Origin of the sequence: Streptomyces sp. NPDC058326, from assembly GCF_042879855.1 — a bacterium.
GTDB lineage: Bacteria > Actinomycetota > Actinomycetes > Streptomycetales > Streptomycetaceae > Streptomyces.
This window is the reverse complement of the sequence record NZ_JBHVZO010000024.1, coordinates 17,025-31,683: the sequence shown is the minus strand read 5'-3', so window position 1 is coordinate 31,683 and position 14,659 is coordinate 17,025. Positions and strand designations below refer to the sequence as shown.

The window sequence follows — 14,659 nt, the reverse complement described above, 5'->3', positions numbered from 1 at the left end:
ATGAACGTACTGGCCAGAGTGGTCTAGGCGGCCGTTGCGGGGGTCAGCAGCGCCCGGACCTCGGTGGCCTCTGGAGCCCCGAGATCGTCGAAGATGCCGAGCGCCTCCTGCCAGCAGACCAGGGCCCGGCCACTCTGGCCGATGCCGAAGAGGGCCCGGCCCAGGACGGTGAGGACGTTGCCCCGCCGCCACTCTCCCCCGATGCCGCGCAGTACCGTGAGGGCCATCTCGGCGTTCGACGCGGCCTGGGCGTGCCGACGTGCGGCGAGGTCCACCTCGGACAGCCGGAAGAGGGTCATGCCCTCCCAGAGCCGCTGCCTGCTGTCGGCGAAGACCGCCAGCGCCTCGCGGAGCTGCTCGCCGGCCGCGGCGAGCTGGTTGTCCTGGGTGAGGGCGAGACCGAGGGCGTACCGCCCGTTGGCGCCCCGCAGCGCGTGTCCCATCGAGTCGTAGATCTCCGTGCCCTGCCGGGCGAGGGCGATGGCGCTCGACGTACGGCCGGTGGCCAGGTGGATGCGCGACAGATTGCACAGGGCGCTCGCTTCCCCCGGCTCGTCCCCGATGCCACGGAAGCGTTCGATCGCCTCGGTGAGGTACTGCTCGCCCTCCGCGAAGCGGTTCTGGTACAGCGCGATGATGCCCCGGGCGTTGGCGGACCAGCAGGCCGGCACCGGATCGTCGGCCCGGTCCGCGTGGGGCAGGGCGAGTTCGGCGTCGCGGTCCGCCTCCTCGAAGCGGCCCGCCGTGTGGTGGACACCCGCGAGCACCATGAGCGCACGGCCCTCGGCCCTGGCATCCGCGTGGGTGCGGGCGGCTTCGCGCACGACGACGCCCGTCGCCTCGAACTCCTTGGAGTTCGCACCCGATTCCCCGAGGTCCAGCGACGCCCACAGCAGGTCCACCGCCCTGCGGAGGGTCGTCGGGGACGATGCCGACTGGCGGACCGTGGCCAGGAGGCAGTTCGCCTCCGCGTACAGCCAGTCCTGGGCCTCGTGGCGGTCCGTGAAGGTCAGGCCCTCGTAGGCCGTCGGTTCCAGGTGGTCGACCAGTCGGTCGCCGGGGCGTTCGATCGCGTACACCCGTGCCGCCGTCGACAGGTAGAAGTCGAGGAGACGGGACAGGGCCGCCTCCTTCTCCGACGGGGGCTGCTCGTCGCGGTCCGCGCACGCACGCGCGTAGAGGCGGACCAGGTCGTGGTACCGGTAGCGGCCCGGGGCCGCCGATTCGACGAGGGACGTGTCGACCAGGGCCTCCAGGAGGTCCTCCGTGTCCCGGAGCGGGAGGTCGAGGACGGCGGCCGCCGCCGCGAGCGAGATGTCCGGGCCGTCGGCGAGGCCGAGGAGGCGGAAGGCGCGGGCCTGGGCCGGTTCCAGCTGGCCGTAGCCGAGCTCGAAGGTCGCCTTGACCGCGAGGTCGCCCGCCTGCAGCTCGTCCAGACGCCGCCGCTCGTCCGCCAGCTTCGCCGCCAGGACCGACACCGTCCACGTACGGCGGGCCGCCAGGCGGGACGCCGCGATGCGGATCGCCAGGGGCAGGAAGCCGCACGCGGCGACGACGTCCAGGGCGGATTCGCGTTCCGTCTGGACCCGCTCCGCCCCGACGATCCTCGTGAAGAGCTGCAGTGCCTCCTCCGGGGACATCACGTCGAGGTCCACCAGGTGCGCCCCCGCCAGGTCCACCATCCGGATGCGGCTCGTGACCAGGGCCGCGCACCCCGCGGTGCCGGGCAGCAGGGGCCGGATCTGGGCCGCGTCCCGGGCGTTGTCGAGGAGGACCAGGACCCGGCGCCCGTCGAGCGTCGAGCGGTAGAGCGCCGCCCGGTCGTCGAGCGAGTCCGGGATCGCCGAGTCCGGGGTGCCGAGCGCGCGGAGGAAGGAGCCGAGGACGGTCTCCGGGGCGGCGGCGCGGTTCCCCGCGCCCTGGAGGTCCACGTACAGCTGGCCGTCAGGGAAGTGGGGCCTCGCCTCGTGGGCCACGTGCACGGCCAGTGTCGTCTTGCCGACGCCGCCGATGCCCGCGAGCGCCGACACGGCCATGACATGGCCCTCGGCGGTGGCGAGCCGGGCGCCGAGCTCCCGTACGAACGCGGCACGGCCCGTGAAGTCGGGCACGGTCGCCGGGAGCTGGGCGGGGCGCGCGACGGGCGCGGCGGCCGGGGCGGCCTCCTCGACCGGGCGGGCGAGCTCGGCGTCGGCCTGCAGGATGCGCTGCTGGAGCCGGGAGAGTTCGGGCGTGGGGTCGACGCCGAGCTCGTCGGCGAGGAGCCTGCGGGTGTCGGCGTACACGGCGAGCGCCTCCGCCTGCCGGCCGCTGCGGTACAGCGCCAGCATCAGCAGCTCGCGGAGCCGCTCGCGCAGCGGGTGCGCGGCGGTCAGCGCGGTCAGCTCCGAGACGGCGTCGGCGTGCGCACCGACCTCCAGATCGATGTCCAGGCGGCTCTCGAGGAGGCTGAGCCGCCATTCCTCCAGGCGGGTCCGCTGTGTCTCCGCGTACGGGCCGGGTACGGAGGCCAGCACCTCGCCGTCCCACAGGTCGAGGGCCTCGGCGAGCCGGTCGCGGGCGGCCGCGCGGTCCCCGGCGGCCCGCAGCTTCTCGGCCTCGGCGGCGAGGTCCTGCGCGGTGCGGAGGTCGAGCGCCTCGGTGCGCAGGGCGTACCCGCCGGACTCGCTGACGAGGACCTTCGGGTCGAGGGCCTTGCGGAGCCGGGAGGCGTAGGTCCGTACGGCCGCGAGGGCCTGCGAGGGCGACTCCTCGCCCCAGAGGGCGTCGATCAGCTCGGAGGCGGTGGCGGTACGCCCGCCGCGCAGGAGCAGGGCGGCGAGCAGGGCGCGCTGCTGGGGCGAGCCGGTGGGCACGGGCTCGCCGTCACGCCAGGCGCGCACGGGCCCGAGCACGGCGAAGCGCAGCCCGGTGGTGGTGGTCGTTTCGGCGGTGGTGTCCGCGTCCCTCGTGGTCCCGCCGGCGGTCTTCGCGGTGTCCACGGCCGTGCCCGCGGCTCCGCCCGCGGTGGTGTCCGCGTTCGCGGCGGGACCTCTGCCCGCGCCCGTGCCGGACTCGGCACGCGCGCCCGCGCGTGTCCTCGGAGCCCGCTGTACCGGAACTCGCGCTCCGTCCTCACGGTCCATAGCTCCCCCTGCCCGTACCGCTGGTTTCGCCCAGGACAGTCTGCCTTGTCCGGAGGGAGTCCGTCAGCATCGGGTCGGCCGTTGTGGGCCCGTAGTACGGCTGTTGCGCGACCGTAGTACGGCACGATAGCTGACGGGTCGTCAGATCGGCGCTACCGTGAAAACCATGGAGACCTTCCCGAAGATCATCTCGGTGGACGACCACACCGTGGAGCCCCCGCACGTCTGGCGGGACCGGCTCCCGTCCCGCTTCCGCGACACCGGACCTCGCATCGTCCGCGCGCCCCTCAAGGAAATGACCTTCCTCGGCGGCAAGTTCGCCCCGGTCATGGGCGCGAAGGGCGACGACGGGCCCATCGGAGACTGGTGGGTCTACGAGGACCTGCACCGGCCCCTCACCCGGCTCGACACCGCCGTCGGCTACGACCGCGACGAGATACGCCTCGAAGTCATCACGTTCGAGCAGATGCGGCCCGGATCCCACTCCGTCCCCGACCGCCTCGCCGACATGGACGTCAACCACGTCCAGTCCGCGCTCTGCTTCCCCACCTTCCCCCGCTTCTGCGGACAGACCTTCACCGAGGCGAGCGACCGCGAGCTCGGGCTGCTCTGCGTCCGCGCGTACAACGACTGGATGGTCGAGGAGTGGTGCGGTCCCGAGGCCCACGGGCGGCTGATCCCGCTCACCCTCATCCCGCTCTGGGACCCGGAGCTCGCCGCCGCCGAGGTGCGCCGCAACGCCGCGCGCGGGGTCCGGGCCGTCGCCTTCTCCGAGATCCCGCCGCACCTCGGGCTCCCCTCCGTCCACACGGACCACTGGGACCCCTTCTTCCGTGCCTGCGACGAGACCGGCACGGTCATCGCCATGCACATCGGCTCCTCCAGCCGGATGCCGTCCACCTCCGCCGACGCCCCGCCGGCCGTGGGCTCGACCATCACCTTCGCGAACTGCTGCTTCTCGATGGTCGACTGGCTGATGAGCGGCAAGTTCGAGCGCTTCCCGAACCTGAGGATCATGTACGCGGAGGGGCAGATCGGCTGGATCCCGTACATCCTGGAGCGCGCCGACGTCGTCTGGGAGGAGAACCGGGGCTGGGGCGGGGTCGCCGACAAGGTGCTGCGCCCGCCCTCGGAGCTCTTCGCCGGGCATGTCTTCGGCTGCTTCTTCGACGACGCCTTCGGGCTGCGCAACCTCGACGCCATCGGGGCGGGGAACGTCCTGTACGAGACCGACTACCCCCACTCGGACTCCACCTGGCCCGCGTCGCGGGAGGTGGGCGAGGCTCAGATGGGGCACCTCGCCCCGGACGTCGTCGAACGGATCGTCCGAGGGAACGCCATCGAGCTGCTCGGCCTGACGCCGGAAGGGCTGTGGCGGTCCTAGGACGTATCCGGCAAGGGGCGTGGACCCGCCCCAGGGCCGTCCGACCGGTACGGCGATCCCCGGGTCCGTCCGGCCCCGGGGGTCGGTCCTGCCCCCGCCCGCGAGCCGTGGTCCAGACCGCTGGTCACCCCGTTGGTCGAACAAGGCCGCCGCCTGATGGCCGGGTGTCCTGAAATGCGCACTAATAGTAGTTAAGTGTGCGTTTCTTGCACATCACCAGACAGCCATGGTGGACGCCCCAGGGAATGTTCACGAACGGAGCCTGTGACATGACCCCCGACCTCCCGCACATCCATCCCGCGGACGACGACATAGCACCGACCACAGAGCCCGTTCTGGGTGCGGGCCACCAGTCGGCTGTCTCTCCGTCCCCGTCCCCGTACCCGTACCCGTCAGCCTCGTCCGCACCCGCGCCCCCGTCCTCGCCGCCGTCCTTCTCGCCGGGACTCGACGCGCCCCCCTACCCCGAGCGTCCGACCGTGGCCCCCGCCGTACCGGCCACCCCGATCGTGACGGTGCTCCCGGCGAGCCCGGCGCACGACGTCGACGCCGCACGGTCGAAGGAGGTCCCGGCCGTCCCGGAGGCACCGAGCGCACCCGAGCCGCCGAGCGCTCCGGAGCCGCCGAGCGCTCCGGAGGCGCGGACCGCCCCTGAGGCGCCGAGCGAGCAGGAGGCGCGGACCGCCCCGGAGGCGCTGGGCGATCCCGAGCCGCAGTCCGCCCCGGAGACGCCGGGCGATCCGGACCCGCAGACCGCCCCGGAGGCCTCGGACGCGGACGCGGACCCGCTCCCGGAGGCCTCGGACGCGGACCCGGAGTCCGCCCCCGCCCAGGACGCTTCCAGTGACGAGGCGGTCCACACGCTCCTGCGGACCGCGGCGACCGAGCGCCCCGTGGAGGAGGTCGCCCGCCTGGTGGCCCGACTCCAGGCGACCGGCGAGCTCTCCAGCCCCGCCGACGTGGCGCTCCGCGCCGCCGCCGTCACCCGCCCCCTCGGAGAGGTGCGCCAACTGCTCGCGCTCCTCAACGCGTCGGGGTACGACCTCCACCAGGCCGAGACCACGCTGCGCGCCGCCGCGGTGGGACGGCCGATCGAGGACGTGGTCCAGCTTGTCGGCATCCTCGGTGCCGACAGCAGCGACTGGCAGCCCACCGCGGGCAAGGGTGAACCCGGCCGGGACGACGCCGCGGGGGCCGACGGAGGAGCCACCCCCGTCGTCACCGTCCCGAAGCGTTCCCGGGGCGCCGCCAAGCAGCGGAAGTCGGCCCTGGACGGTGCCCTCGCCACCGGGCCCGGCAGCCACAGCGCCTCTCCCGCGCTGCGGTCGCCGCTGCGCTGGCCCGCGGCGCTCGCCCTGTTCGCCTGCGGTCTCCTCCATCTGCCGACGGACCTCGCGGGTCTGCGCTCGGGCAGTGACGCGGAGACGATGTCCGTGGTCGTCACCGTGCTCTGCCTGGTGTGCGCGGTATGGCTCGCAGCCCGGGACACGCTGATCGTCTGGGCCGCCGCCGCGGGTGTGGCCGTCGTCGTCATCGCGCTCCACGGAGTCGCGAGCGCCCGTACCGTCGACCTGCTGGGCGGCAGTCTCGGCACCACCTTCGCCTGGGCGAAGGCGGTGGCGCTGCTGAGCGCCGTGGTCATCGTCTGCCTGGCAGGCTCGGCCGTGGTGCGCCACGCGAGGGCGGCGACCGACGCGCCGGACAGCACCTGACGTACCGGCGTACCGGCGTACGCACGCGATTCCCCGCTCGGGCAGCCCCCGCTGCCCGAGCGGACGCGTGTCCGGCCGGCCAGGCCCCGACACTCCAGTGCCCGCCCGTACGCCGGCTGCCAAAGGGGCCCGAGAGGCTCCGACCCCTTGTCTGATGAGTCGTCAGGTACGAGCATGGGCCCGCTCGCGTAAATGACGGTCCGTCAGATCCGGGTCCGGCCGGACCCGGGCGCAAGGGGGTTTCCCATGGTGGTCTACGGGATGCAGCTTCCCGTCCAGTCGCAGTCCGCCCTCTACGCGGAGGCCTGGGAGGCGACGGCGGGGCCGGCTGATCTGCTTGCCGTCGCCCGGGCCGCCGACACGCACGGTTTTGACTACCTCGCGAGCTGCGACCACGTCGCCATCCCGCGCCGGCTCGCCGCGGCCATGAGCACCGTCTGGTACGACCCGGTCGCCACGCTCGCCTTCCTCGCCGCCGCCACCGAGCGGGTCAGGCTCCTCTCGCACGTCGCCGTCGTCGGACTGCGCCACCCGCTGATCACCGCCAAGGCGTACGCGACGCTCGACCACCTCTCCGGCGGCCGGCTCGTCCTCGGGGTCGGGGCCGGGCACGTCCAGGAGGAGTTCGAGGCGCTCGGGGTGGACTTCGCGCGCCGGGGCGCCGTGCTCGACGAGACCGTCGACGCGCTGCGGGCGGCGCTCGGGCCCGAGGAGTTCCCCGAGCACCTGGGGGAGCGGTTCGCGTTCAAGGACCTCGGCCAGCTGCCCCGGCCCGCGCAGGAGAGGGTTCCGCTCTGGGTGGGCGGCTCCTCCCCGGCCGCCGTGCGCCGGGCCGCGCTCAAGGGGGACGGCTGGCTCCCGCAGGGAGATCCGCGCGACCGGCTCGCCGAGCAGATCCAGCGGTTGCTGCGGCTTCGCGCGGAGGCCGGGATCGCGGAGCCGATCACCGTGGGCGCGATCGTCGAGCCGCTGTACGTCGGCACGCCCGGCTGGCAGACCGGCCGGCGCACCCTGAGCGGCCGGCCGGAGGAGATCGCCGCCTCCCTGCGCGCGTACGGGGAGATGGGCGTGCACCAGATCCAGGTGCGGTTCCGTTCCCGGAGCCGTACCGAACTCACCGATCAGATGGCGGCCTTCGGCACGGAGGTCGCCCCCCGTCTGAACTGAGGAGCGTGGCAGCCATGGGCAAGCTGGAGGGGCGGGTCGTCCTCGTCACCGGCGCGGCGCGCGGGCAGGGCGAGCAGGAGGCGCGGCTCTTCGCCGCCGAGGGGGCGAAGGTGGTCCTCGGGGACGTGCTCGACGACGCCGGGCAGGCACTGGCCGAGGAGCTGGGGGAGGAGCGGGCCGCGTACGTCCACCTGGACGTGACGGGCGAGGCCGACTGGGCGGCTGCCGTGGGCGTCGCCAAGGAGAGGTTCGGGAAGGTCGACGGGCTCGTCAACAACGCCGGCGTCCTCCGTTTCAACGAGCTGCTCTCCACTCCGCTGGAGGAGTTCGAGGCGATCGTCTCCGTGAACCAGACCGGCTGCTTCCTGGGCATACGGGCGGTCGCGCCCGAGATCGCGGCGGCCGGCGGCGGGACGATCGTCAACACCGCCTCGTACACGGGGCTCACCGGGATGGCGGGGGTCGGCGCCTACGCGGCCTCCAAACACGCCGTCCTCGGGCTCACCCGGGTCGCCGCCCTGGAGCTGGCCGCGCAGGGGATCCGGGTGAACGCGGTCTGCCCGGGGGCGATCGACACGCCCATGAGCAACCCGGAGGGCGTGGACCCGGCGGCGACGGCCGAGCTGTACCGGAAGCTCGTGCCGCTCGGCCGGATCGGGCGCCCGGACGAGGTGGCGGCCCTCGCGCTCTTCCTGACCGGGGACGACTCGGCGTACATCACGGGCCAGCCGTTCGTGATCGACGGTGGCTGGCTGGCGGGAGTCACTCTGTTCTGACGCTCCGTCAGGTATTGACGCGCCCATCCCGTGGTGCGACAGTCGGGCACATCAAGAATCTGACGGTTAGTCAGAAATGCTGGTGACGACGAGGACGGTGAACCCCCTTGGAATTCGGGATCTTCGTACAGGGATACGTCGGCAAGCGCGCCGAGACCGATCCCGAAGCCGAGCACAAGGCGCTCATGGAGGAGACCGAGTACGTCATCCAGGCGGACAGGTCCGGCTTCAAGTACGCCTGGGCCTCGGAGCACCACTTCCTGGAGGAGTACTCGCACCTCTCCGCCAACGACGTCTACCTGGGCTATCTCGCCCACGCCACCGACCGGATCCACCTCGGCTCCGGCATCTTCAACCCCCTCGCGCCCGTCAACCACCCCGTGAAGGTCGCCGAGAAGGTCGCCATGCTCGACCACCTCTCCGGCGGGCGCTTCGAGTTCGGCTCCGGCCGGGGCGCGGGCTCCCACGAGATCCTCGGGTTCATGCCGGGCATCACCGACATGAACCACACCAAGGAGCTGTGGGAGGAGACGATCGCCGAGTTCCCCAAGATGTGGCTCCAGGACGAGTACGTCGGCTTCCAGGGCAAGCACTGGTCGCTGCCGCCCCGCAAGGTCCTCCCCAAGCCGTACGGGAAGTCCCACCCCGCCATGTGGTACGCGGCCGGGTCCCCCTCCTCGTACGCCATGGCCGGCCGGAAGGGCCTCGGCGTCCTCGGCTTCAGCGTGCAGAAGGTCTCCGACATGGAGTGGGTCGTCGAGTCCTACAAGACCGCGATCAAGGAGGCCAGGGCGATCGGCGACTTCGTCAACGACAACGTCATGGTGACGTCGACCGCGATCTGTGCCGAGACCCACGACAAGGCGGTCGAGATCGCCGTCGGCGGCGGCCTCAACTACCTGCAGTCGCTGCTCTTCCGCTACCACGACACCTTCCCCCGGCCCGAGGGGATCCCCGCGTGGCCCGAGCTGCTGCCCGAGTACTCGGCCGAGATCATCGAACTCCTCATCCAGGAGGAGCTGATGATCTGCGGCGACCCCTCGGAGGTCCTCGCGCAGTGCAAGCGGTGGGAGCAGGCCGGGGCCGACCAGCTCTCCTTCGGGCTGCCGATCGGGATCTCGTACGAGGACACGATGAACTCGATCCGGCTGATCGGTGAGCACGTGATCCCGAAGATCGACACGGACCCGGTCCACCGGACGACCCGCTTCCGGCAGGGCGCGGGAGCCTGACGAGCGCCCGCCGGCCGGGGCGCCGGCCGCCCGCCGGGGCCGCCGCCCGGCCGCCCGCAACCGGGACGCGGGGCGGAGCCGTTCGTGCGAGCGCGGGGTGGTGTCTTCCCGGACCGCCGCCCCGTACCGGCCCCGGCCGGAGGCCGTTCCGCGGCGGCCCCCGGTCCGGGGCACACCCGTGTCCACGTCCAGAAAGGGAACGTCATGCTCGATCACCTGATCAAGGGCGCCACCGTCGTGGACGGCACCGGCGCCGCCGGCCACGTCGCGGACATCGGCATCCGCGACGGGCGGATCGTCTTCGCCGAGCCCGGCGCGGCCGCCCGTACCACCCAGGACGCCACCGGTCTCGTCCTGGCCCCCGGCTTCGTCGATCCGCACACCCACTACGACGCCCAGCTGTTCTGGGACCCGTACGCCACTCCCTCCATGAACCACGGCGTCACCACCGTCGCCGGCGGCAACTGCGGCTTCACCCTCGCCCCGCTCCACCCGGACCGGCCCGAGGACGCCGACTACACCCGCCGCATGATGTCCAAGGTGGAGGGCATGGCGCTGAAGGCCCTGGAGGAGGGCGTCGACTGGAGCTGGTCGTCCTTCGGCGAGTACCTCGACGCCCTGGAGGGGCGGATCGCCGTCAACGCCGGCTTCATGGTCGGCCACTGCGCCCTGCGCCGGTACGTGATGGGCCCCGACGCCGTCGGCGGGCAGCCCACGCCCGGGCAGCTGCGGCAGATGGTCACCCTCCTCAAGGAGGCCATGGCGGCCGGGGCCTGGGGGCTCTCCACCACCCAGTCGTCCACCCACTCCGACGGCGACGGCGCCCCCGTCGCCTCCCGGCACGCGGCCCCCGCCGAGCTGCTCGCCCTCTCCACGGCCGTCGGCGAGCACGAGGGCACCCAGATCGAGGCGATCCTGGCCGGCTGCCTCGACCAGTTCTCCGACGACGAGATCGAGCTCTTCGTCGGGATGACGGCCGCCGCCGGGCGGCCCCTCAACTGGAACGTCCTCACCATCGACGCCGCCGTCCCCGAACGCGTCCCGCGCCAGCTCACCGCGTCCGCGCGGGCCCGCGAGGCAGGCGGCCGGATCGTCGCCCTCACCATGCCGATCCTCACCCCCATGAACATGTCGCTCGGCACGTTCTGCGCCCTCAACCTCATCCCGGGGTGGGGCGAGATCCTCGCCCTGCCCGTCCCCGAACGGATCGCGAAGCTCCGCGACCCCGGGGTGCGGGCCGGAATGCTGCGGCGCGCCGACTCCAGGGAGGCCGGGGTCTTCCGGCGGCTCGCCCACTTCGGGCGGTACGTCATCGGGGACACGTACTCCAAGGAGAACGAGGACCTCACCGGACGCGTCGTGCAGGACATCGCCGCCGAACGCGGCCAGGACCCTTTCCAGTGCCTCGTCGAGATCTGCGCCAACGACGACCTGAGGACCGTCCTGTGGCCGATGCCCAGTGACAACGACCCGGCCTCCTGGGCGCTGCGCCGCGAGACCTGGGACCACGAGGACGTCCTGCTCGGCGGTTCCGACGCGGGCGCTCACCTGGACCGGATGTGCGGGGCCCCGTACACGACCCGGTTCCTCGGCGACTGCCTGCGCGGCCGGAAGCTGGTGCCTCTGGAGAGGGCCGTGCGGATGCTGACCGACGACCCGGCGCGGCTCTTCGGGCTCCGCGAGCGCGGCCGGATCTCCGAGGGATTCCACGCCGACCTGGTCCTCTTCGACCCGGAGCGGATCGACGCGGGCCCGGCGACCCTCGTGCACGACCTGCCGGGTGCCAGTCCCCGGCTCGACTCGCGCGCGGTCGGGATCGTGTCGGTGCGGGTCAACGGCGTGGAGACGGTACGGGACGACGAGGTGACCGGCGCGGTCCCGGGGAAGGTGCTGCGCTCCGGCCGTGACACGAGGACGGTGAGCACCAGGTGAGGACCGAGCGGCTTTTCATCGGCGGCGAGTGGGTCGAGCCCGACGGCGGCCACTACGAGGTGGTGAACCCCGCCACGGAGGAGGTCGTCGGCCTCGCGCCGGAGGCGAGCACACGGCAGGTGTACGAGGCCGCCGCCGCGGCCCGTGAGGCCTTCGGCTCCTGGTCCCGTACGAAGCCGGAGGAGCGGGCGGCGATCCTCGACCGGGCTGCCGACCTCATGGCCAGGGACGCCGGGGCGCACACGCTCCTCGCCCGCGCCGAGACGGGCGCGACGACCGCCACCGCGCGCGGGATGCAGGTCGCGGTGGGCGCCGCCCGCTTCCGGCGGTACGCGCGCGGGGCGATGGAACCGGTCGAGCAGGCGCTGCCCCCGCAGATCAACGAGGCTGGCCCGATGGGGAAGGCCGGGGTGTTCGGCGCGGTGGCGGTGCGCCGCCCGGTCGGCGTCGTCACCTGCATCACCTCGTACAACAACCCCTGGGCCAACCCGGCCGGCAAGATCGCCCCGGCGCTCGCGATGGGCAACACGGTCCTCGTGAAGCCCGCCCCGCAGGACCCGCTCTCCGTGTACGCGATGACCCGGGCCCTTGAGGAGGCCGGGGTCCCGGCGGGTGTCGTGAACGTGGTCACCGGCTCCGGCGTGGAGGCGGGCGAGGCGGCCGTGGACTCCCCGGACGTCGACATGGTGTCGTTCACCGGCTCCACGGCGGTCGGACAGGCGATCGGCGAGGTCTGCGGCCGGGAGCTCAAGCGGCAGCTGATGGAGCTGGGCGGCAAGGGCGCCGCGCTCGTCCTCGACGACGCGGACCTGGACTCGGCGGTCCTGGGGATCGGGACGACGTTCGCCTTCTACAGCGGCCAGATCTGCACGGCACCGACCCGGGTGCTCGCCCAGCGCGGGATCTACGAGCGGCTGGTCGGAAAGCTCACCGGACATCTGGCCTTCATGAAGGTGGGGGACCCGGCGGAGCGGGGCACCGTCGTCGGCCCGGTGATCTCGGCGGCGCACCGCGACCGGGTGGAGTCGTACGTCGAGCTGGGGCGGAAGGAGGGGGCGCGGGTGGTGGCGGGCGGCGAGCGCCCCGACTTCGCCAAGGGCTTCTACGTGGCCCCGGCGCTGCTCGCCGACTGCACCAACGAGATGCGGGTGGTGCGGGAGGAGATCTTCGGTCCGGTCGTCGTGGTCGTTCCCTTCGACGACGAGGAGGAGGGGATCGCGCTCGCCAACGACAGTGACTACGGGCTCATCGACTACGTGTGGTCCGGCGACGTGGCCCGCGCCTTCCGGATCGCCGCCCGGCTGCGGGCCGGCGGGGTGGGGGTGAACACGATCGGACGGAACATGGAGGCGCCGTTCGGCGGATTCAAGAGGAGCGGGGTCGGACGGGACGTGGGCTCGTACGCGCTGCACGCGTACAGCGAGCTGCAGGCCGTTGTCTGGCCGGGTTGAGGGTGCCTTCGAAAATTCCTCGGGAAATTTTTAAAACGGACATTTGGGGCACCGCTGCGGTTCCCGCATATCGGACGTGGCTGGATCGACCTACCGGTTGGTCGGGCGGTTCCAGTCGTCGATCTTTCAATCATTGGCGGGCGTCCGCTTCGACCCCCGCAAAGTAAGGCGATGATTGATCAGGTCGGCGGAGTTCGATCCTCCGGATGTGGAAACCGCAGCCTTTAACGTCCTGTTCATGACTCAGGTGGAAGCACGGCCCCAGGCCGGAGACACGGTAAGGGGCGTCAACGCCCCCGGCGACGCGAACGGCGTCCGCAAGAAGGGCCTCGGCGGGAACTCCGTCGGGCTGATGGGCGGTGCCGTCATCGGCATCTCGACAGTGGCCCCGGTCTACTGTCTGACCTCCACGCTCGGCCCCACGGTCGGCGAGGTCGGACTCCAGATGCCGGCCGTCTTCCTCGCCGGCTTCCTGCCCATGCTCCTTGTCGCGTTCGCGTACCGGGAACTGAACAAGGCCCTGCCCGACTGCGGCACCTCCTTCACCTGGTCGGTGAAGGCCTTCGGACCCAAGATCGGCTGGATGTGCGGCTGGGGTCTGCTGGTCGCCACGATCGTCGTCCTGTCCAACCTCGCGGGCGTCGCGACCTCCTTCTTCTGGCTCACCGCAGGCGAGGTCACCGGTAGCGCCGGCGTCGCCGCCCTGGACGACAACAAGGCCGTCCACATCCTCACCACGCTGGTCTTCATCGGCATCGCCACGGCCATCAGCTACCGCGGCATCACCGCCACCAAGTGGGTCCAGTACATCCTCGTCGGCCTCCAGCTCACGGTCATCGCGATCTTCGCCTTCATGGCGATCAGCAAGTCCGATGAGGTCGCGGGTTCGATCGACTTCTCCCTCAGCTGGCTGAACCCGTTCGGCGTCGAGTCCTTCTCCGCCTTCACCGCCGGCCTCTCCCTCTCGATCTTCATCTACTGGGGCTGGGACGCCTGCCTCTCCATCAACGAGGAGAGCACCGGCAGCGCCCGTACCCCCGGCCGCTCCGCCTTCCTCGCCATGGTCGTCATCGTCGCCTCCTACCTGCTGGTCGCCATCGCCGTGCAGATGTACGCGGGCGTCGGCGAGGAGGGCACCGGCCTCGGCAACCCCGAGACCTCCGACAACGTCTTCGCCGTCCTCGCCGGCCCGGTCATGGGCTCCGGCCTCGGCATCCTGCTCTTCGTCGCCGTCCTCGCCTCGGCGGCGGCCAGCCTCCAGACCACGTTCATCCCGGTCGCCCGTACGGCCCTCGCGATGAGCACGTACGAGGCCCTGCCCCCGGCCTTCGCCCGGATGAACCCGCGCTTCAAGACGCCGGGCCGCGCCACCGTGTGGGCGGGCGTCGCCACCGGAGCGTTCTACGCGGTGATGAGCCTCGTCAGCGAGAACGTCCTGGTCGACACCATCTACGCCCTCGGCCTGATGATCTGCTTCTACTACTCGATCACGGCCTTCGCCTGCGTCTGGTTCTTCCGCAAGGAGCTGACCTCGTCCTTCGCCAACCTGATGGTCAAGGGCATCCTTCCGGGCGTCGGCGGCCTCATGCTCACCGCCGTCTTCGGCAAGACGCTGTACGACATGTGGGACCCGGCGTACGGCTCGGGATCGGCCGTCCTCGGCGTCGGCTCGGTCTTCGTGATCGGCGTCGGCCTGCTGCTCCTCGGCCTGGTGATCATGCTGGTCATGCAGCGGAAGAGCCCGGCGTTCTTCCGGGGCGAGGTCCTCACCAAGGAGACGCCGTCGCTGGTGGTCGCCGACTGACCTGCCGCGCCGAATCCTGAGTCATCCGAAGAACGCGAAGGTGGCGGGCCCGTGGGGGGTCCCGCCACCTTCGTCT

Annotated in this window: 9 protein-coding genes; 8 read left to right on the top strand and 1 reads right to left on the bottom strand. The window is 72.1% G+C overall.

The features are described 5' to 3' along the window. Positions 1-23: 23 nt before the first annotated feature. A complete protein-coding gene (locus ACFVYX_RS31885) occupies positions 24-3,125 on the bottom strand; it encodes a BTAD domain-containing putative transcriptional regulator (RefSeq protein WP_389684963.1) in 3,102 nt (1,033 codons plus the stop codon). A gap of 166 nt (positions 3,126-3,291) precedes the next feature. On the opposite strand from ACFVYX_RS31885, the gene ACFVYX_RS31880 reads away from it, so the two are divergent. The 8 genes from ACFVYX_RS31880 to ACFVYX_RS31845 all read left to right on the top strand — a co-directional run bounded on the left by ACFVYX_RS31880 (position 3,292) and on the right by ACFVYX_RS31845 (position 14,583). Next, a complete protein-coding gene (locus ACFVYX_RS31880) occupies positions 3,292-4,509 on the top strand; it encodes an amidohydrolase family protein (RefSeq protein WP_389684962.1) in 1,218 nt (405 codons plus the stop codon). Positions 4,510-4,988: 479 nt separating this feature from the next. Further along, positions 4,989-6,221, top strand: coding sequence for a hypothetical protein (locus ACFVYX_RS31875; protein ID WP_389684961.1), 1,233 nt, complete (start codon positions 4,989-4,991; stop codon positions 6,219-6,221). Positions 6,222-6,467: 246 nt separating this feature from the next. Next, the gene (locus ACFVYX_RS31870; RefSeq protein WP_389684960.1) at positions 6,468-7,388 is read left to right on the top strand and encodes a TIGR03619 family F420-dependent LLM class oxidoreductase; all 921 of its coding nucleotides are present in this window, start codon (positions 6,468-6,470) and stop codon (positions 7,386-7,388) included. A 14-nt stretch (positions 7,389-7,402) separates the two neighbouring features. Continuing rightward, positions 7,403-8,164 (top strand): SDR family NAD(P)-dependent oxidoreductase, encoded by a 762-nt coding sequence (locus ACFVYX_RS31865; RefSeq protein ID WP_389684959.1) that lies wholly within the window; start codon positions 7,403-7,405, stop codon positions 8,162-8,164. A 107-nt stretch (positions 8,165-8,271) separates the two neighbouring features. Next, on the top strand, positions 8,272-9,396 hold the full coding sequence (locus tag ACFVYX_RS31860; RefSeq protein ID WP_389684958.1) for an LLM class flavin-dependent oxidoreductase: 1,125 nt from the start codon (positions 8,272-8,274) through the stop codon (positions 9,394-9,396). Between the two features lie 204 nt (positions 9,397-9,600). After that, positions 9,601-11,328: an amidohydrolase family protein gene (locus tag ACFVYX_RS31855; RefSeq protein WP_389684957.1), complete on the top strand. Its 1,728-nt coding sequence runs from the start codon at positions 9,601-9,603 to the stop codon at positions 11,326-11,328. Next, positions 11,325-12,779: an aldehyde dehydrogenase family protein gene (locus tag ACFVYX_RS31850; protein WP_389684956.1), complete on the top strand. Its 1,455-nt coding sequence runs from the start codon at positions 11,325-11,327 to the stop codon at positions 12,777-12,779. The genes ACFVYX_RS31855 and ACFVYX_RS31850 overlap by 4 nt, the downstream gene beginning before the upstream one ends. Positions 12,780-13,017: 238 nt before the next feature. Then, the gene (locus ACFVYX_RS31845; RefSeq protein ID WP_389684955.1) at positions 13,018-14,583 is read left to right on the top strand and encodes an APC family permease; all 1,566 of its coding nucleotides are present in this window, start codon (positions 13,018-13,020) and stop codon (positions 14,581-14,583) included. Positions 14,584-14,659 lie beyond the last annotated feature (76 nt).

Coding starts and splice junctions, on each gene's coding strand:
- ACFVYX_RS31885 (WP_389684963.1), bottom strand. CDS start 3,125: ATGGACCGTGAGGACGGAGCGCGAGTTCCGGTACAGCGGGCTCCGAGG.
- ACFVYX_RS31880 (WP_389684962.1), top strand. CDS start 3,292: ATGGAGACCTTCCCGAAGATCATCTCGGTGGACGACCACACCGTGGAG.
- ACFVYX_RS31845 (WP_389684955.1), top strand. CDS start 13,018: ATGACTCAGGTGGAAGCACGGCCCCAGGCCGGAGACACGGTAAGGGGC.
- ACFVYX_RS31870 (WP_389684960.1), top strand. CDS start 6,468: ATGGTGGTCTACGGGATGCAGCTTCCCGTCCAGTCGCAGTCCGCCCTC.
- ACFVYX_RS31865 (WP_389684959.1), top strand. CDS start 7,403: ATGGGCAAGCTGGAGGGGCGGGTCGTCCTCGTCACCGGCGCGGCGCGC.
- ACFVYX_RS31855 (WP_389684957.1), top strand. CDS start 9,601: ATGCTCGATCACCTGATCAAGGGCGCCACCGTCGTGGACGGCACCGGC.